The organism is Citrobacter sp. R56, assembly GCF_016811995.1.
GTDB lineage: Bacteria > Pseudomonadota > Gammaproteobacteria > Enterobacterales > Enterobacteriaceae > Citrobacter_D > Citrobacter_D enshiensis.
The window spans coordinates 1,662,662-1,682,343 of record NZ_CP069159.1; the positions used below are offsets into that span (position 1 = coordinate 1,662,662).

A 19,682-nucleotide genomic window follows, 5' to 3' on the forward strand; every position below is an offset into this window, starting at 1 on the left:
ATAAATGGAACAATCGCATACCCGGCTGATTGCGCAACTGAACGAACGAATTTCAGCGGCGGATAATACGCCGCTTTACATGAAGTTTGCAGAAACGGTCAAGAATGCTGTGCGTAGCGGTATTCTTGAGCATGGCAATATCTTGCCTGGTGAGCGTGATCTTAGCCAGTTGACTGGCGTTTCGCGGATTACGGTTCGTAAAGCGATGCAATCGCTGGAAGAAGAAGGGGTGGTGACCCGTGCGCGCGGATACGGGACGCAAATCAACAATATCTTTGAGTATTCCCTGAAAGAGGCGCGTGGTTTTTCTCAGCAGGTGGTGTTGCGCGGTAAAAAGCCCGATACGCTGTGGGTCAATAAACGTGTCGTCACCTGCCCGGACGAGGTGGCGCAACAACTGGCGATTGCGACCGGAAGTGATGTCTTCCTGCTAAAACGCATTCGCTATGTGGATGAGGACGCGGTTTCCATCGAAGAATCATGGGTGCCGGTGCATCTTATTCATGATGTGGATGCCATTGGCGTCTCACTGTATGACTATTTCCGCAGCCAGCACATTTTTCCCCAGCGTACGCGTTCTCGCGTGAGCGCACGTATGCCGGATGCTGAGTTTCAGTCACATATTCAGATGGACAGCAAAGTGCCGGTGCTGGTGATCAAGCAGGTGGCGCTTGATCAACAACAGCGGCCCATTGAGTACAGCATCAGCTACTGTCGAAGCGATCTATACGTTTTTGTGTGCGAGGAGTAGCTCTTCGCGCAGGGGCGCGCAATCTCCCCCGCGATGCCCAACCACCCAGGATGCCACTGCGTTGCCGAGCAGCACGGCATCTGCCAGTGACCAGCCGGATGACAGTCCGGCCAGTACACCTCCGGCATGGCTGTCTCCCGCGCCGATAGTGTCTACGACCTCGACCGGAAATGCCGGGACGCAGCCCGCAGCATGTTGACTGAAGAACCATGCGCCGTCTTTATCGTGGCGCACGACCACCGGCGCGGAAAATCGCGCCAGCCATGCTGCGCCGAAGGCCGTCATTTCGGTACTGAGTTCAAAACGTTCGGCGGCGATTTCCGCCTCCTGGCGGTTAAGAGACACCAGCGGACGCAGCGCCATAATCCGTGACATTAATGCGTCAGGAATATCGCCAATGCGTGGACCAAAATCGATAAAAGGCGTCACGTCGTCCAGACTTTCCAGCCAGCATACCAGCCGTTCACCGCACGGGGCGGCGAGCTGATAACCTGAGAGATAGAGCAAACTCTGGCGGGGGACGGACAACTGCGCCAGCCAGTCGCTATTCCACTGGTTTTCTACGCCGCTGAATGACATAAAGGTGCGCTCGCCATCAGGCTCCACCAGGGCCAGACACCAGCCGTTATCGCCTTCGGCATTGTCGATCAGGCTCTGTAAACCCTCTTTTGCCATTCGGTTACGGATAATATCAGCCCATACGCCCTGACCCAGTGGCAGGGCATTGCTGGCTTCAATCCCCAGACGTTTTAAGGCCACGGCGATATTCAGCGCGCAGCCGCCAACATGCACACCCTGTTGTTTTAACTCAATGTCGCAGCCGCGCCAGGGCAGAGCCCAGGCATCGGCAATCACGTCAATCACCGCCGCGCCCACCACGGTGACAGGGCGACGGGTGGTCAGGGTCGGCAACAGATCCCGCAGGTGTGCGGCATTCATGCTACCTCCCGCATTTGGCGCAAACGTGCCAGTTCGGTGGCGTAGCGAGCAAAATCCAGCTGATTTACCGCATCCAGTTCTTGTTTCAGGTCCGGGGAGATAGCCCCAATACCGTTTAATGCGCCGCAAATCGCGGTCGCCATCGCGCCAATGGTGTCGGTGTCGCCGCCGAGGTTGGCGCAGAGAATGGCGCAACGATTCGGGTCGGTCTGCGCCAGCGCCACCATCGCGATGGCGCAGGGCACGGATTCAATGGTGCTGGTGCCCGCCCCGACGACCTGGTAAAGCTGTTCGCTGGCGGATTCAACACCGTTGGTTTCACGAACGATCTTCAACGCCAGTTCCAGGCGGGCCGAGAGCGAAGCGCTAAAGGTGGTGATGCGTTTTTGCTGGGCGTGATGGGCGATGGCAGGCAGTGAGTCGACAATTCTCGCCCAGGACTCGCCATCAATCGCACGAGATATCGCCCACGCGACCACCACGGCACCCGCCACCGCGAGATCGGACTTATGTGTTGGACTGGAGGCCAACGCCACTTCATCGATAAAGGTATCCAGAGAATGGGTCGGCAACAGGCAGCCTAACGGTGAGACGCGCATCGCAGCACCGTTAGTGACGCCGTTGTTCTCAAGCTCAGCCACCGGTTTACCGTTGCGGATGGCGTTAAGCGCAATTTTGGATGTTGGGCCCAGCACGTTTTTGTTGAAAGCATCGAAGCGTTCCGCCCACGCCAGAATGTTGCGTCCGATCAGGTCAGGATTAATTTTCCCGTCACATTCGAGCAAGGCATCCGCCAGACACAGCGCCATGGAGGTATCGTCCGTAAACTCCGCACGATTAAAATAACAGGCGGCGTTGTTCTCCTCCGGGCCTGGCAGGAAGCGGTCAATCCAGCCAAAATGTGCTTTTACGCGCGTTCTTGGCCATAGCTCAGACGGCATTCCCATCGCATCTCCTAATACTTGCCCGTAAAGAGCGCCGAGAATACGTTCAGCTTTCATTTTACTTCCCCTTTTGTCAGTGCAATATCGCGATCGTCCACGTTAATCGCGGTGATTTCCTTATCGGATTCGCGAAAGAAAATCATAAACAGGACGGCAATCACCGCGATCATCACCGCGCCAAATGTCCACATTCCCGCCCAGTTGAAGGTGAGGCCGTTTACAGGCTCTTTATACGCAAACATCTTTTCCATCATCATGCCGCCGAGGCGGTAGCCCAGCAGACTGCCAAACCCCTGACAGCAGAGCGTAATCAGACCCTGAGCCGCCGTACGCATATGAACGGGCGCTTTTTTGTCGACATAGATGTAGGCCGTCACGTAGTAGAAATCGTAACTCACCCCATGAAGCAGAATGCCGAGGAACAGCAGGGCGTAAGTGAAGTATTCCTCTGCGCCGCCGTAAATAAAGAATCCGTAGCGAATGGCAGCGGTGATAAGACCAAGTAACAGAACCTTTTTAATACCAAAGCGTTTGGTAAAGAAAGGCAATGCCAGCATAAAGAAGATTTCAGAGAACTGCCCAAGCGTCATCCAGCCGGTCGCATTCTGCATACCCACTTCCGTCAGATAGCCATTGGCGAAGATGTAGTAAAACGCTAGCGGCATGGCAAACAGGAATGAACAGAAGAAGAAGACCAGAAAGTTTTTATCACGCAGCAGGATCAACGCGTCCAGACCCAGCATCACTTTGAGATCCAGCTTGCCGGTACTTTTTGGCGGCGTATCCGGCAGGAAGAGGGCAAAGACGCCCAGCAACGCCGAACTGCCCGCGGTGATAAGCAACGGAATATTGGTCGGCGAGATATCGCTGTAACCCAGCATCTGCGGTAAGAATCCGCAGGCAAGGCCTGAGGCTATCCAGCCGATCGTTCCCATGACGCGGATGCGCGGAAAGTCGCTTTCAACGTCCCCTACGTTGGAAAACGCAATGCTGTTGGTCAACGCGATGGTCGGCATATAGGTGAGCGAGTAGGCCAACAGCAGCGGGAAGAAGCCGGAAAATGTGGTTTGCTGCGCGGCAAAATACATCAACACGGCGCCTGCAAACATCAGTACGGCTAACACTTTTTGCGCGGAGAAAAAGCGGTCAGTTAACGAGCCGACGAGGATAGGGGAAAGGATGGCGGCGATGGCGGTGCATGCGTAAGACCAGCCGATTTCACCAGCGGTAAAACCACTTTTACTGAGCCACAACCACAAAGGGACGAACCAGGCGCCCCAGATAAACCATTCAACAAACATCATGAACGACAGCTTCACTGTAGTTTTCATCTTTAAATCCTTCATGACAGGTAAGGTACGCTCAGACACTACCATTAAATAATACCTTTAAAATACCTTTGAGCTGCAAATTTGACCGCTGTAACACTTTTTCGTACGTGAATCGTGCCAGCCGATAGCGCTGAAAAGTGCCTTAAAGTTGGAAAAAATGCCCACCTGATACCAGGCTTATGGCTGCCCGCAAAAAGGCGGGTCAGGATAATACACACTCCGATACGCAATCGGAATGACGGGAGCATAGCTATGACTGATATTGCGCAGTTGCTTGGCAAAGATGCCGACAGCCTTTTACAGCATCGTTGTATGACCATTCCTTCTGATCAACTTTATCTGCCCGGACATGACTACGTTGACCGCGTGATGGTTGATAATAATCGCCCGCCTGCTGTCCTTCGTAACATGCAGACGCTGTACAACACCGGGCGTCTGGCAGGCACCGGGTATCTCTCCATTTTGCCTGTCGATCAGGGGGTAGAACACTCTGCCGGGGCGTCCTTTGCGGCGAATCCACTTTATTTTGATCCGAAGAACATTGTGGAACTGGCGATTGAGGCGGGCTGTAACTGTGTGGCCTCCACTTACGGCGTACTGGCGTCGGTTTCACGACGTTATGCGCACCGCATACCGTTCCTCGTGAAACTCAACCACAACGAGACGCTGAGTTACCCCAATACCTTTGACCAAACGTTGTATGCCAGTGTCGAGCAGGCATTCAATATGGGCGCGGTGGCGGTCGGCGCAACCATCTATTTTGGTTCGGAAGAGTCGCGCCGCCAGATTGAAGAGATCTCAGCAGCTTTTGAGCGTGCGCATGAGCTGGGAATGGTAACCGTGCTCTGGGCGTATCTGCGCAATTCAGCCTTCAAGAAAGACGGCGTGGATTACCATGTGTCTGCTGACCTGACCGGGCAGGCCAACCACCTGGCGGCCACCATTGGTGCGGACATCGTCAAACAGAAAATGGCGGAAAACAACGGCGGCTATAAAGCGGTTAACTTCGGCTATACCGACGATCGTGTCTACAGCAAGCTGACCAGCGATAACCCCATCGATTTAGTGCGTTACCAACTGGCGAACTGCTACATGGGGCGTGCGGGGCTGATTAACTCCGGTGGTGCCGCAGGAGGAGAGACCGATCTCAGTGATGCCGTACGCACTGCAGTTATCAATAAACGTGCAGGCGGCATGGGCCTGATTCTGGGGCGCAAAGCCTTCAAGAAATCGATGGCGGACGGCGTGAAATTGATCAATGCCGTACAGGATGTCTATCTGGACAGTAAAGTGACCATCGCTTGATGTCACGCATTCCTCTCTCTCTCTGTGGGAGAGGAATGTTCTCCATGACTTCAGCGAAGCAAAGGACAGTCTGGCGGTAAGCGGCAGCGCAATGCGGCGGGCAGGATCTCAATGTGAAACTGTTGACCGCTGAGCGGTTCGCCATCCAGGTTAAAGGTTATTTCGTGCGGTGCCTGAATATCAAACCACGATGAAGTGCCGTCGATGATGTTCGGGTTTTCCTCGGGTTGTTTCAGCGTCGATAACAACGCAGGGAGGAGTTCTTCGCCCGTGAAGATCCGCAACTGTAAAAGACCATCATTAATGAGCGCATCCGGGCAGAGCTGTTGTCCGCCGCCAGCCTGACGGCCATTTCCAATACCAATGACCAGCGCGTCGCCTTGCCACTGAAAGTTCTCGCCCCGGATTTCGCACCGGTCAGGTTTAAGGGCATCCATCCGCATTAACCCATGAATAAGGTACGACACGCCGCCCAGCGCCGCTTTCAGTTTTTCTGGCGTTTCGGTCGTGATCCGCGTACCGAATCCGCCGGTCGCCATATTAATAAAACAGGTTTTATCATTGACCTGCGCCATATCGATTTCCACCGCAGAACCGGCGATGGCCAGCTTGAGGGCGTTGTCCAGCGCATCAGGAATCCCCGCGCTGGTGGCGAAATCATTGGCGGTGCCCAGCGGTAAAATCCCCAGGGCAGGGACGTTTGCCCCCTGACACTGGAAGAGCGCGGTAGACACTTCATTGATCGTGCCGTCACCGCCCCCCGCGATAACGGTCTCAACGCCTAACCGGCGGGCCTCTTCGACATAACGTTGCGCGTCGCCCTTTTCCCAGGTGACACGAACATGGATATCTACGCCTTCGTTACGCAGCAACGCAATGGCTTCGCGCAGAAGTGGGTTGTCTGCACTTTTACCATTCAGGATCAGTAAGCTGGCGGGGAATTTTGCCATCCGTTATCTGCCTTTTTCATTAATCTGTTGAAAGTGTAGAGCAGAACGGGAAAGAGAGGTTCAGAACAGGATGAAATACCGATGCGTTGTGCAGGGGGGCAGCAGCCCATGCTGCGCAATCTTGTCTGGTAGAGTTGATGGCGTTCTACATGTATTTGCAGTACCAGAGAATGATAACACCCGTGAAATAGCGGCCTTTTAACGGGTTTATCACAGACTCCTGCCAGAAAAGATTCGTTCAGACTAACAGCCGCCAGATCTTTACAGTCACTCCGATCGTGCCAGCGAATGCCCCAAAACCCACCTTGGCTCACATTTCTATCATGTAAATTTCATATAGCTTGTTTTCGTGCATTGACTTGCACGAATTCGTGCAGTAAAAATTTAAACTCATGGTTAACATTACTGTAACTATCTACGCGGCACGGGAGCATACTATGACCAGTAATCGGCCCCAGCATGGGCAAGACGTTGGTTTACAAAAGAATTCGATAGGGCTGGGAACTGTTCTGATGCAAAGTATTGCTCAGATTGCTCCTGCAGTTGGCATTTTGACAACAATTGCTTTCAATACCCAACAGGCTGGAATAAGCGCACCTTCGGCTTATATTTTTGCCTTTATCATTGGTCTGATCGTCGCGATTTCGCTGGCACAACTTGGTAAACACTTTCCGTCTGCCGGTGGATTTTATACTTACGTCAGCGGAACTGTCGGACCCAGTGCGGGTTTTATTGTCGGGTGGATGTATTCATGGATTGTTGCCCTGATTCCCGGAGGTCTGTCAGCATATACCGGATTTGTAATCCAGACAGAGCTTGCAAAAAATTACGGTATTAATATTCCATGGCAGGTAGTCTCCTTTTTCATTTTAATTATGGTGGGAACTATTGCGTATAAAGGAATTAAAACCTCGGGTAAAATCCTGACCATACTTTCTCTTGTAGAAATGCTGATTCTTGCTGGTCTTGCATTCAGCGGATTACTATCACCGGGAGAAGGTGGCGTGTCATTCGAAGGTTTTCTCCCGACGGGGAGTCCTACCCCACATGGTTTCTTCCTGGCTGTAGTGTTGTCAATCTTTGCATTTACAGGCTGGGAGGGGGCTGCAGCGGTTGCTGAAGAAGCTCGCAATCCGCGCAAAGTCATTCCTCAGGCGATTATTGGTTCACTGATTTTATTGGGGATCTTCTACGTCTTCTGCGCGTGGGGGATCCAGACCGGCTGGGGCATCGCTCACACGGATACCCTGGGTTCATCTGATAACCCGGCGTTGATTGTTGCACATCGCCTGTGGGGACCCGCCTGGATTCTGGTTCTGCTGGCGTTGCTTAACTCCGGTATTGCGGTCTGTATCGCCTGTACGGTCGACGCAACACGCAACTGGTACGCGATGGCCCGTTCGGAAACGATGCCTAAAGCGCTGAACAAAGTGCATCCAAAGCACCATACGCCTCACGTCGCTATCATTACGCAGACCTGCTTAAGCCTGATTGTCTGTCTTGTATTTGGTACTCTCATCGCACCGGATGTAGTGCTATTTATGCTTGGCACTCTGGCGACCATCATCTATGTGTTTGTGTATATCATGGGTAATATTGGTATTATTCGCTTCTTCACTCAGGTAAAAAGAAACGAACTCAATATTATTACCCATATAGTGTTCCCTATAATTTCAAGCATTGCTTTAATCTGCGTGCTTTATTATTCTCTCTGGCCACTACCAGCGCCGCCTGTCGGATATGCACCAATAGCCTTCGCCGTCATTCTTTTTGTTGGGCTGTGGAGATTGTTCAAATTGAAACGTAGCGAAAACCGTCGTTGGGAAGTCCTTTCTCAATATGTTGTTGAAAATGACGTTTCAGAATCTTCTCAGGTTATGACGAAGCCTCTGATATCAAAGTAATTCATTAGGTAATCTTATGTCTAAGCAGAAACAAATGTACGATTATATTATTGTTGGTGCGGGATCAGCAGGTTGCGTTATGGCTAACCGCTTGAGCGAAAATAAAAATGTCAACGTGTGCCTGATTGAGGCAGGTCCTCGTGACAACAGTATTTTTATTAAAATGCCTGCGGCACTGACTTTTCCGATTGAAAGTGATGTGTACAACTGGAAATTTGAAAGTGAGCCGGAGCCAGAACTTGGCGGTCGCAGAGTCGGGCAGGCCCGGGGGCGTTGCCTCGGGGGCAGTTCGTCTATAAATGGCATGGTACATGTCCGTGGTCATAAAAAAGATTATGACAGTTGGAAAAAGTTTGGAATTCAAGGTTGGGATTTTGAAGACTGTTTGCCCTTTTTTAAAAAAATGGAAAGTTTTGAAGGGGGTAAAGATCCGCAGCGAGGCGGATCAGGCCCGATAACCGTGACGCGTAGTAAGGCAGAACATCCTCTTTACCAGACTTTTCTAGAGGCTGGTCAGCAGCACGGACTGCCAAATGCGGGTGACTACAACAGTGGTGATCAGGCGGGTGTTCACGTAACGCAGGCAACTATCCGAAACGGCATTCGTTGCAGCTCCAGCTTAGCTTATCTCAAGCCTGCTGCAGAAAGGGAGAACCTCACGGTCATGGTGGGGTGTCTGGTCGAAAAGGTAAATGTCGCCGGAACGGTTGCCACGGGTGTGACATTAGTGCAGAACGGTGAGCGCAAGACTCTTCATGCAGGGCGAGAAGTCATTCTGTGCGCTGGTACTATAGGCACGCCGCACATTCTCATGCTGTCGGGGATTGGCAATACCGATGCGTTTAAAACGTTTGGAATTGCTCCTGTAGCCCATCTGCCGGGGGTTGGCTCTGATCTTCAGGACCATGTCGTAGCGCCATTGCGTTTTCAGTCGCCTTCTGGTGTTTCCATCGTCAAACAACTGAATACACTGGGCAGGTTAAAGTTAGGTGCGGAATGGACTCTGTTCAAAACTGGCCTGGGAGCCACAAATTTCTTTGAAGTAGGGGCATTTTTCGCAAGCAGCAGTGATGTTGATTACATCAATATGCAGCATGAGTTTTTGCCTTTCCTTGCAGACTTCCAGTCAGGAAAAGTGAATATTGCCGACGGTTTTCAGTATTTTGTCAGCCAGATGCGACCGTATAGTCGAGGCAGCATCACGCTTAATACGGCGAATCCGAAAGATAAACCTGCAATTCGTTTTAATTATCTCAGCGACAGACGCGATGTCCGCGAAATGATTGATGGCATCCGTAAGACGCTGGAAATGGCTCACCAGCCTGCATGGTCCCGCTACCGTGGGAAAGCGGTCGATACGCCAAATGTTGATGCAACGGATGCAGAACTGGAAAAATGGCTCCGAATTGTGGCCAACACCGAACACCATCCAACCAGTACATGTAGAATGGGGACGGATGCAATGGCGGTAACGGACGGTCAGGGGCGGGTTCATCAGCTTTCCGGATTACGTATTGTAGACGGCTCAATTTTGCCTCAAATACCAACCGCGAATATTAATGCGCCAATTATCATGGTAGCGGAGAAGATCGCATCCACGATGATTCATCAGAACTGATTAAGCCCCCGTCAAATGGGATTCCCTCCCCAGGTCACTCATAGGGTCTGGGGAGATATCCTGAAAATGGTAACCCTTGCAGAGGTTATTCATCGCGTAAAGAGTGATCCGAAAAATAGTAAAACTGATTACTGAGAAGATATCAGCCTACTATTACGATTTTATCGTTAAACTGATCAGGGTATTTTTCAGTTTTCTTTTTATCCGTAATTATCATATCGACACTTTCAAGCCCACATACATGCGACAGAGCTCTATAGCCAATTTTAGATGAATCTGCCAGAACAACTTTTTTCCTTGCCGCGTTTAAAATTGCTTTCTTAGTCGGTATTTCTATGGCGTTTACGTTAGTAATACCTGCCTCCGCGTGCACCCCTTCAGCACCCATAAATGCCCAGTCAGCAAAGACTTCGCCAAATTTACGCGTTGTATCAGGACCGACTAGCGTGTAGGAACTGCCTACAATGGAGCCCCCGGTGACAATAAGGTTTATGGCAGGATACTGGCAAAGTAACATGGCTATATTCAGATCATTAGTAATGACAGTGAGATCTTTTTTTAATGCGAGAGCAACAGCCAGTTCATAAACAGTAGAACCATTGTCCAGTATCACTGAGTCGCCATCAGCGACAAGTGAAGCCGCATATTTACCAATCGCAATCTTCTGCTCATGATGCCGGGATTTACGAATATTATAGGGGGTATCTTGCCCTTCAGTAGAAAGAACCGGCAATACACCACCATGAGTCCGGATGATTTTTCCTGCTTTTTCCAGCGCGATGAGATCCCTTCTTACTGTGGAGCTATCAACATTGAATTGCTCAGCAAGTTGATTCGCGTTGAGGTAACCTGTTGAAACAAGCATTGAAAGAATCGTTTCCCGCCTTGTTTTCGTCAGCATTTCCTTCCCCCTACACATTTAATTGCAGTCGATTTTATCATGAAACCTGGAAAAAACACCGCCAACTTCATAAGAATCATTAGCTTATTTATCTATGTCTTAAAAATGCAACCGGCGTCACATGAATTATATCGCGCATTGACATGCACGATATCGTGCATATAGATTATTTGTGTCATTCACATTAAATCTGAGGTGGTTATGTCTAATCCGTATGAAATCGATATAGCAATGCAGCCAGAATCAATTATGGCGCAGCTTAACAACCCGCTTCCAGAGCGTCTTTTCACTCTGAAGTTGGAAGAGTACGACCGTATCGTGTTGACCGGTATGGGGTCATCTGATTATGCGATGATCCCTGTTGAGCGTGCACTGGTAGCGCAAGGCTACCCGGTATGGCGCGTCGATGCGGGTCGTTTACTCGATATGCCTGAGCTGATCACTGAGAACACTCTCCTGTGGGCCACCTCCCAGTCAGGCATGAGCGGTGAAATTGTAGCACTCCTCAATCAGGGACACCGTCCTAAGACTATTATTGGCTTAACGAACGATGAGAACAGCGTTTTGGGTAAAAACGCCCATATTCTTATCACGCTGAAAAGCGGTGATGAAGCGACGGTCAGTTCCAAGAGTTATCTGAACACGTTGATCGCCTGTTACCGCACGCTGGCAGTATTGCTGGGCGAACCGGAAGAAAATGTACTGGCATCTGTCACTCACACATTGAACAACATCAAAGAGCTGGTTCAGCAAAAAGACATTGTAAACCCATATGCAGATAGACTATTTACTTCCGCTCGCCCACGCATTGCTTATATTGCCACTGGCGCCTTTGGTTCCAGCGCGCTCACCGGTTCCCTGATCACCAAAGAAGCATCAAAAGTCAGCTCTGAAGGGTTCATTGGCGGTGAATTCCGTCACGGTCCTATGGAGACCTCTGGTGATGGAATGCTGGCGGTATTGCTGGGCAAACCTGGTGACAAAACACTGGAAAAACTGGCTGTTGAGCTGCAGGCGAATGGCACCGATGTTGTGACCATCGGTGTCGAAGCTTACGCTAACTCAGCACTTCTTCCCGTGCCTGCAGAGGATGAGCTCAGCCAGCTTCTCTGCGGATTTATCTATATCGAGCATCTGACCGTTGCCCTCGCACGTAATAACGGTTTCGTCGCCGGTCAGTTCCTTTATGGCCAGAAGATTACGGTGGCAGTATGACGAATTTGGTCAAAGCAGGGATAGACATTGGCGGTACAGGCACTCGGATTATCATTCAGGGTGAAGATGGAACCCTGAATTCGAAATCTATTGCCACAGCTGAGTTCGCTGCTATCGAAAAGTCAATGCGTTCAGACGCATTAGCGGCACATGTTCTCTCGCTGATCCCGGAGGGGATGAAATTAGAGAGCGTGGGGATTGGAGCCAGTGGTCCGGTTGATACTAACCTCGGGATAATTCGTAATAAAGATACCCTCGAGTGCTTCTCATTTTTTCCGTTGGTTAATGAATTAAGCCAGAAGCTTAATGTAAAAGTCGGGATCGACAACGACGCTGTAGCAGCAGTTCTCGGTGAATATTACTTTGGCGCGGGGAAAAATACTAAACGCCTACTGATGGTAACGTTGGGTACGGGCGTAGGCGTGGCGCTTCTTGAAAATGGTAAACCCTTCAGAACACGCGACGGTCAGCATCCGGAAGCAGGACATATTCCGATTTCTGGAGATCCTGTGACATGCTATTGCGGTCTGAAAGGATGCTGGGAATCTCTGGCCTCCAGAACATGGTTACAGCAGAATCTGGAAGCGTTATTACCCAACACACCCTTTGAAAAGCATAACGTTAATTTCTACAAGACAGTTGCGCTGGAAAGAGAAGATGTCGCCAACGTATTTCATCGTTACGGAAATCACCTTGGACGTGGACTTGTGACGTTGCTTACTCTTTACGGTCCTGATTTAACAATTCTGAGTGGTAGTGCTGCACACTATTACCCTCTATTTAAGTCGGGCATGGAAGAAGCGCTCAAGCGTTCGGATGGATATGCGATCAGTACGTTGATTGTCCCTTCTGAGTTAGGAGACGTCGCTGGTGCCCTTGGCGCTGTCGTCATTCCAGAGTTAACGTAAAGTTATATTTCGCGAGATAACATCATGGTAAATATCGGCATCGCGCAATGACATATAAACGTAAAATATTCTGGAATATGTAAGCATATTAACCAGCCATGTCGGTAATTATTTCATCGGTTGGGAAGCTGGCATTTGGCTATGATGCTGGGATTTTTCGGTGGGGACATTGTTTACATCGAAAAGGAATTCCAGATAAATGCACTATGTGAAAGGTATTATCGTATGGGTATTGCCTTCGCTTTATTGCTAGTGATGAATGACCTGACAGTGACCAAAAACCTTGTCGTATAACTCAGGTGATTTTGAAACGACGGTCAGGCTGTATCCGGACGCCCGTTCCGCCGCACCCGACATCATCAGGTCAGCAACAAATTCACTGGATGTGACAAACGAAAAAGCCCCGCAAATGTGGGGCTTTTTGTATCGATGTGGTCAATGTGTGGACATTGATAGAAATAAATCCATTTATTTCATTAAGTTAGAACCAAAAAATACGCCTGCGTAAGGGAGATTACGCAGGCTAAGGAGGTGGTTCCTGGTACAGCTAGCATTTATGGGTTATGTTTTTCAGCGGATGGATAATACCCTCAATAAACGAAGCGGTATGTGATCGGTTTCTAAAAATCATTCCATCATGAAAAAATAACATGAATTAATTACTTAGCATGCGGGTTACGCGTGGATTCACCGGCAAAATTACGCATTAACAATGCATAGTTAAGGTCGATATCCTGTGGGATTGGCATCCAGACTGTGTAACCGTCACCCGGTGCAACCGGCATTGCTTCGCCTTTCGCATTTTCCATCTGCTCCAGGGTAAAGTTCACATTGCCTTGCGGCGTCATCAGTTCGAGGCTGTCGCCGACGGTGAATTTATTCTTCACGATTACCGCTGCCAGTTCACCTTTACGCTCGCCGGTAAACTCACCGACAAATTGCTGACGTTCTGAAACAGAGAATCCATACTCGTAATTCTGGTAATCGTCATGGGTGTGGCGACGCAGGAAACCTTCGGTGTAACCGCGATGCGCCAGCCCTTCCAGCGTTTCCAGCAGTTGCGGGTCAAACGGCCGACCCGCTGCGGCATCATCAATGGCTTTACGGTACACCTGCGCGGTGCGTGCGCAGTAGTAGTAAGACTTGGTACGACCTTCGATTTTCAGCGAATGTACGCCCATCTGCGTCAGACGTTCAACGTGGGCGATGGCGCGCAGATCCTTCGAGTTCATGATGTAGGTGCCGTGCTCGTCTTCGAACGCGGTCATATACTCGCCCGGACGTTGGGCTTCTTCGATCATGAACACTTTGTCAGTGGGCGCGCCAATACCCAGCGTCGGTTCAACGTTCTGGACAGGGATCGGTTCGTATTTGTGGACGATATTGCCGACCGCATCTTCTTTCCCTTCCTGCACGTTGTATTCCCAACGACAGGCGTTGGTGCAGGTTCCCTGATTTGGGTCGCGCTTGTTTATGTAACCGGAAAGCAGGCAGCGGCCGGAGTAGGCCATGCACAGCGCGCCATGAACGAAGATTTCAATCTCCATTTCGGGCACCTGGTTGCGGATCTCTTCAATCTCTTCCAGCGACAGCTCGCGGGAGAGGATCACGCGCGTCAGCCCCATTTGCTGCCAGAATTTTACCGTCGCCCAGTTGACGGCGTTCGCCTGTACCGAGAGGTGAATAGCCATTTCCGGGAAGTGCTCACGAACCAGCATGATGAGCCCAGGATCGGACATGATCAGGGCATCCGGACCCATTTCCACCACCGGCTTCAGGTCGCGGATAAAGGTTTTCAGTTTCGCGTTATGGGGGGCGATGTTAACAACCACGTAGAATTTTTTGCCAAGCGCATGGGCTTCATTGATGCCGAGCTGCAAATTTTCGTGGTTGAATTCATTGTTGCGCACGCGCAGTGAATAACGCGGTTGGCCCGCATAAACAGCATCTGCGCCATAAGCGAAAGCGTAACGCATATTTTTCAGCGTTCCCGCCGGGGAAAGGAGTTCCGGTTTAAACATAGTTTTCTCGTTCTGATGACAGGTCAGATCCGTCCCAACGGGTGGGACGGTTAGGGGAGTGCCCCCACTTTAAGGGCGGGCATTGTAGCGCTAGCGGGCCTGTGAGTAAACGGCTACACCATCGGGTTGACCTGGCCGGGTAATTCCGAGGCCGGGATTCGCACGGTATGCCAGGTATAACGCATGCGTTTCCAGCGCGTATCGAAATGCACCTTGTAGAGGCAATCTCTGACAATCTCATTATCGGGATACAGCGTGTCGGCGAAGTGGGTCCAGCGAGCACTTTTCTTTATATTAAATAACTGCTTATCTTGCTTGTTACCGTACAATCGCGCGAGTGTCACCATCGCCTGAAGCGTGCCTTTGTTCGCTTCCTCCTCGAGCAGCGCTAAATGAGCATGTGCCAGCGTCAGATCGGAAACTTCAAAAATGTTGAGCAGGAATAAATCCTTAGCCTGTTCGTGACCCAACTGATGCGCCTGCCAGAGACTATCGAGGAGATTTTTTTCGTAGCCTGCCCACTTTGCGGGATCGTCATCTTCCATACACAGTCGCTGATTGCAGATAGCGAGACTGAAATAAATATCGCGTAAATCCGCTTCGTACCCGCTATAGCCGCCATTGGCGATAAGAGGCCAGGGCGTGCTGTCGCGCTGGGCGATGTGGTCACGCAGAATCAGTGCGGCGTGCTGATAATAGTTCAGCGCGGTGGTGGTTTGATAAGGCACAAGGGTGCCATTGTCCCGATTGTTATATTCATCCGCCAGCCAGTGTAGCGCGCCGGGAATATTACGCTCTGCGCCAACCTCAGCCAGCGGTACGCAATACTCAGAACGGTTGAGCCAGCCGAAAGAGCGAATGGTCCATTTCCAGGTCGCGCTGTGTTGTATGGCTGAAACGCGGTCCAGCCAGGCATTGCCGCGTTCGGTATTTTTCTCAAAGCCAAACAGTCCCGCGAGCTGGAAATAACCGCGATAAATTACCGCTGCCCAACCTTCAGCGTTCTGTGAATTCTGACAAATAAAATTATAGATCCAGTGGCTGTCGGGGAAATCACGTAGCGCAAACTTCAGGGCCTGATATGTGAAGTAATTGTCTAACTTCTTTTTCTCCATCACTGCATGTTGAATGCAGCTCCAGAGCGCCTCTTCATCGTCTAAATCGTCATAGCAGTTAAGCAGCCACCCCAGCGCATTGTGGCGATCTTCCTGATTGCGGGCATGGCAGGCAACGGCTTGCGCTTTCGCGATGGTTTTGATTCTGATCTCAGGCTCGTCAATCTCTTTGACGCTCAGGTCACGATACTCATCCCACCAGATCAGTAGCTCCAGGTGTTCGCGTTCGCTATCAGAGAGATGAGCACAGGCCCCGGACGCCAGAAACGCATTTATCTCTTGATGGGTGCCGTTCCAGCGCGGCATGCGAAACGGAAGATACTCGCCCAATGCAGCGTATGCCGTTGGGAAAATCCTCAGACATACGGTGAGCCAGTAATTGGGGCTGAAGTCATCCTCAGTGCTCAGCAGCACAGACGGTCGCGGCAGGGAAGGGCAAACGGCGTTGTCCAGCGACAAACCGGAATGAGCCATCAGTGCATCGATTTCCTGCGGCGAACGCTGATGATAATCGGCAAGTTTCGGAACGCCTGGGGTGCCGACGGTGTCATTGCCTTCAAGAAAATCAGCCATCCAGTCGGGAAAACCAAAGACCTGCGCGTTGGTGTTGGCGAGTGAAGCGGCCATCCACTGGCGCGGATCGCAGTCGATAGCGTTAATGGCGGCGATCATCATCTGTTCATTGCAGGCGCTGGCGCAAATCCACATGGCGTGCGACGTGTCGCGCGCCCAGCCGTAGCTACGGTACAACCATGCGCGATGGTTCCAGTACTGCACTTCTGCAAGCCAGGCGTGCGTGGAGCGCGGACGCGCGTTTTGCCAGGCTTTAATAAGCGCCAGGCCTTCTGGTCCGGCTTCAACGAGCGGCTCCAGATCATAGAGGGGGTTACACATCTGCGTCCAGGCGAGGAAATAGCGTTTTTCCGCTTCCCGGCTGGTGAAGCTTTCCGTCAGCGCATGGTTAAACAACTCGTCCAGCTCGTCATAGCGCTTAAGGCGCAGGAAACTGGCGATATCGGCGATGAACCACTCCCGTTGCCCGCTGTTTTCCGCCATTTTGTGGTTGCACATTGTCGCGGTAGCATTGAGTACGCGATCGTTCAATTCCATATGTTCGTCTCTCAATTGAGTTCAAAAATTTTAAAGTCATTCCACGGCAATTCTCGCCAGTGGCTGAGCGGATCTTCCAGATGCTGCATGACTTCCTGGAGATCGCGCCCGGTGATTGTCGTCGGTGTGTGGTGGAGTTCCAGCCATGTCTGGCGCGCGCGAACGTAAGCGGTAGCGTAATCTTCCCAACTGTGAAAGCAGTCCTGAGCACGCTGGGCGTTGAGGAGTAAAACCAGCCATGCCTGCTCGTCGCGACACCAGCCTAATCCGGCGATGCAACGCGTTAAAAAGGCGGTACGCGCGCAGTCGAAAGCCAGCGCGTCACGCACTTGTCCCCGGGCGGCTAACTGCTCATAAAACCCCTGCGGCGTCTTACCGACGCCGGCAGGCCAGCGCTGCAAAATATCCGCAACCTGCTGGCGTAGCGTCTCCTCGTGAAGATCTTCCGCCAGCCCCAGCTCTTTTTTCACCTGTGGCGCCAGCTGTTGACGTTTATGCTCATCAATGGGCAACGCCAGCGTGACGTTTTCCGTTTTCAACCCGTTGCGCAAAATGAGAATATCCGCCAGCGCCAGTGCCCATTTGCGGCGACGGGTATCGCGGCGTCGTTCTGCCAGCCGCTCTTGTTCTTGCTCCTGTGCAGTGGGTGTTTTTCTTCGCGCCGCTTTTTTGCATTTCCAGATAATGACCAGGATGGCGACCAGCAGTGAAAGGATCAGATGCAACGTCATTTCCTCTCGTCAGTGGCTAAATAGCGGGTGGTTTGCAGCGTGACGCTTTCAATTTCAAACGGTTCGCAGGTGGTGTTTTTTCCGGCAACGGTGGGATGCCACAGTTGCTGTGGGTATAACATTTCGGCTGCCGTGGCGACCGTGGGGTCGATCGTCTGTAGCTGGTGTAGTTCACCCGGCGAGCTATGTAGCAGCAGCCACTGTAGCGCAACGGGCGGATCTGTGACGTGTCGCAGCAGATGAAAATTGTTGTGCAGCACGCTAAGCAGAAAACTTTCATCAAAGATATCGGTAATGAATTTCCAGCCCTCGTGCTCCGGTGTTTTTTCGTAAACAATTCCCATACCTTCACAGTCGGCATGGCGTGTCGGTTGTGGCGCGATGTGGCGCAGTAAATGCAAAACATCGGTGGCGTATTTTTTCACCGGATAACGGTTTTGTTTGCCTTTGATCTGCTCGATTTCCAGCCCGTCAGACTTTACCTGCATGCTAATGGTGACGTGAGGAATATTATTTTCGTCGCGCAGGCTGAACAGGCGCATTGCCCCCTGTTCAATTTGTCTGGCGTAGTAGTCACCGTAGCCGCCTGCCAGGGCGTTGTTATCCTGAAATTGCCCCACGCAGTGCTGCATGTGCCAGGACTCATAGGCCATTTCGCAGCGCAGCGCCGGATGCGTGGCGTCAAATTCAACCAGCGTCCCGCAGGTCACGCTGAGCACCCTTTTTAGTACCTCCTGGGTGGCGGGTTGCCAGCCTTGTTGACGGCGGCGCTGCATTTTTTTATGTTCCGCTTCACGCATCGTCAGGGCGGTAAAACAGTTGATACGCTGCAGTTTACCTGCCAGCCGGGTGTCATTTTGACGAGAGAGAAACTCCACCAGATTGCGCTCCGTGGCGTGCAATTCCGGATGCTGCGGATCGAGATAGTAGAACGTTGTGCCGCCGGTGAGTTTTGGCGGCAACCATTCGGGCATTTCAGTTTGCGCGCCGAACCAGGTGGCATAATCAAGCGCGTTTCGAATTGGGGAAACGAGAGGAAAACTACCGATAGCCCAGCGATAAAAGTGGTTGCTCAACCAGCGGCGAATGTCTTCGCTGTCGCCGCGCTGCTCACTGCGCGACGTAATAGTTGCCATGACATCGGTGGAATTGATGACATTGCGGGGCTGGTATGTCTTAACGCTATCTTCACTCATGGCTTTCCCTGCCGGGTTGGTAAACGTCAGTCAACGCGTAGATAACGCCCGTCGGCGCTGACGTTAGCACCAAAGCCGCACTGGGCGGGATCATCTGTTTTCACATCGATAGCGTCGGGCGAGACGGTTAACGAGATATCACAATGGATGTAATCGCCTTCTCTGAGTGCGATGACACCGGCATTGTCTTTTAGCGTGACCTTCTCAGAAAACTCGCCCATGTTGGGACCGTAATATATCGCCATCATGCCTAAATAATAGCCCTGAAAATCTACCTGGTAGTCGGATTTATTTTCCAGCGGTTTTATGATAAGCGTTTCCCACGTGCCCATCCCCGCGTAATTCCAGTATTCGCCCGCAGCAGTTGAGGGGGCAGGCAACGCCGCGAGTTTATCTTTGATCAGCCCCAGATTGTAGACAGACTTGCGATCGTCCGGTTTGATCATCAGCCAGGCGCGGGCTTTACGCCATTCGCCCTCGCGCATCCAGGTGAGTGCAACGTTATTGTACGCCGTGGCGATGGCCTTGCTGTCAAGTCGACAGCTTTCGCTCCAGGTCACCTGTTTTTCAAACGCTTCACGCGCGCCGGCGTAGTTTTTCGCTTTGTAGAGTTGCTCTCCCTGACGGGCATAGTCAGGGATTTTTGCGCAGTCGGCGACAAATTGTTGCTCAGAGATTTCTGCGTGAACGGTGCCTGAGATCAGCAGAAGCAGTAACGCGCTATTTCTTAAATCCATGACAAT

General features: G+C 51.4%; 16 protein-coding genes. 6 read left to right on the top strand and 10 right to left on the bottom strand.

The window, feature by feature from the left end; genetic code table 11:
* Positions 1-4 precede the first annotated feature (4 nt).
* Positions 5-751, top strand: a complete 747-nt coding sequence (locus JM656_RS07905; RefSeq protein ID WP_203360685.1) for a GntR family transcriptional regulator — start codon at positions 5-7, stop codon at positions 749-751.
* Here the strand turns inward: JM656_RS07905 and JM656_RS07910 are convergent.
* From JM656_RS07910 to JM656_RS07920, 3 genes are read right to left on the bottom strand one after another with little or no spacing between them, the layout of a single operon-like run.
* Positions 725-1,690, bottom strand: coding sequence for a PfkB family carbohydrate kinase (locus JM656_RS07910; RefSeq protein ID WP_192612766.1), 966 nt, complete (start codon positions 1,688-1,690; stop codon positions 725-727). The two genes, JM656_RS07905 and JM656_RS07910, sit on opposite strands and share 27 nt — an antisense overlap.
* The gene (locus JM656_RS07915) at positions 1,687-2,691 is read right to left on the bottom strand and encodes an ADP-ribosylglycohydrolase family protein (protein ID WP_203360686.1); all 1,005 of its coding nucleotides are present in this window, start codon (positions 2,689-2,691) and stop codon (positions 1,687-1,689) included. Before JM656_RS07915 ends, JM656_RS07910 begins: the two co-directional genes overlap by 4 nt.
* Positions 2,688-3,965, bottom strand: a complete 1,278-nt coding sequence (locus JM656_RS07920; RefSeq protein WP_203360687.1) for a nucleoside permease — start codon at positions 3,963-3,965, stop codon at positions 2,688-2,690. Before JM656_RS07920 ends, JM656_RS07915 begins: the two co-directional genes overlap by 4 nt.
* 252 nt (positions 3,966-4,217) lie before the next feature.
* Here JM656_RS07920 and fbaB point away from each other — a divergent pair, with 252 nt between their 5' ends.
* Positions 4,218-5,270 carry a class I fructose-bisphosphate aldolase gene (fbaB, locus tag JM656_RS07925; RefSeq protein WP_203360688.1) on the top strand — a complete coding sequence of 351 codons (1,053 nt, stop codon included), beginning with the start codon at positions 4,218-4,220 and terminating at the stop codon, positions 5,268-5,270.
* 50 nt (positions 5,271-5,320) lie between these two features.
* Here the strand turns inward: fbaB and yegS are convergent, their stop codons facing one another.
* On the bottom strand, positions 5,321-6,220 hold the full coding sequence (gene yegS / locus JM656_RS07930) for a lipid kinase YegS (RefSeq protein ID WP_203360689.1): 900 nt from the start codon (positions 6,218-6,220) through the stop codon (positions 5,321-5,323).
* A 437-nt stretch (positions 6,221-6,657) separates the two neighbouring features.
* Between yegS and JM656_RS07935 the strand changes: the two genes are divergently transcribed.
* Positions 6,658-8,124 (top strand): APC family permease, encoded by a 1,467-nt coding sequence (locus tag JM656_RS07935; protein ID WP_203360690.1) that lies wholly within the window; start codon positions 6,658-6,660, stop codon positions 8,122-8,124.
* A gap of 16 nt (positions 8,125-8,140) precedes the next feature.
* Entirely contained in the window at positions 8,141-9,742 is a 1,602-nt protein-coding gene (locus JM656_RS07940; protein WP_203360691.1) for a GMC family oxidoreductase, read from the top strand.
* A 142-nt stretch (positions 9,743-9,884) separates the two neighbouring features.
* Here JM656_RS07940 and JM656_RS07945 read toward each other — a convergent pair whose 3' ends face one another.
* Positions 9,885-10,643 carry a DeoR/GlpR family DNA-binding transcription regulator gene (locus tag JM656_RS07945; RefSeq protein ID WP_203360692.1) on the bottom strand — a complete coding sequence of 253 codons (759 nt, stop codon included), beginning with the start codon at positions 10,641-10,643 and terminating at the stop codon, positions 9,885-9,887.
* Between the two features lie 201 nt (positions 10,644-10,844).
* On the opposite strand from JM656_RS07945, the gene JM656_RS07950 reads away from it, so the two are divergent.
* Entirely contained in the window at positions 10,845-11,858 is a 1,014-nt protein-coding gene (locus JM656_RS07950; protein WP_203360693.1) for an SIS domain-containing protein, read from the top strand.
* Positions 11,855-12,766, top strand: a complete 912-nt coding sequence (locus JM656_RS07955; protein ID WP_203360694.1) for an ROK family protein — start codon at positions 11,855-11,857, stop codon at positions 12,764-12,766. Before JM656_RS07950 ends, JM656_RS07955 begins: the two co-directional genes overlap by 4 nt.
* A 659-nt stretch (positions 12,767-13,425) precedes the next feature.
* On the opposite strand, the gene yegQ is transcribed toward JM656_RS07955, so the two are convergent.
* The 5 genes from yegQ to JM656_RS07980 all read right to left on the bottom strand — a co-directional run bounded on the left by yegQ (position 13,426) and on the right by JM656_RS07980 (position 19,676).
* Entirely contained in the window at positions 13,426-14,787 is a 1,362-nt protein-coding gene (gene yegQ / locus JM656_RS07960) for a tRNA 5-hydroxyuridine modification protein YegQ (RefSeq protein WP_203360695.1), read from the bottom strand.
* A gap of 113 nt (positions 14,788-14,900) precedes the next feature.
* Positions 14,901-17,012, bottom strand: coding sequence for a DUF4034 domain-containing protein (locus JM656_RS07965; protein ID WP_203360696.1), 2,112 nt, complete (start codon positions 17,010-17,012; stop codon positions 14,901-14,903).
* 11 nt (positions 17,013-17,023) lie between these two features.
* Entirely contained in the window at positions 17,024-17,743 is a 720-nt protein-coding gene (locus JM656_RS07970) for a DUF1266 domain-containing protein (RefSeq protein ID WP_203360697.1), read from the bottom strand.
* Positions 17,740-18,939: a PcfJ domain-containing protein gene (locus tag JM656_RS07975; protein ID WP_203360698.1), complete on the bottom strand. Its 1,200-nt coding sequence runs from the start codon at positions 18,937-18,939 to the stop codon at positions 17,740-17,742. Before JM656_RS07975 ends, JM656_RS07970 begins: the two co-directional genes overlap by 4 nt.
* 26 nt (positions 18,940-18,965) lie before the next feature.
* Positions 18,966-19,676 (bottom strand): tetratricopeptide repeat protein, encoded by a 711-nt coding sequence (locus JM656_RS07980; RefSeq protein WP_203360699.1) that lies wholly within the window; start codon positions 19,674-19,676, stop codon positions 18,966-18,968.
* Positions 19,677-19,682: the final 6 nt, after the last annotated feature.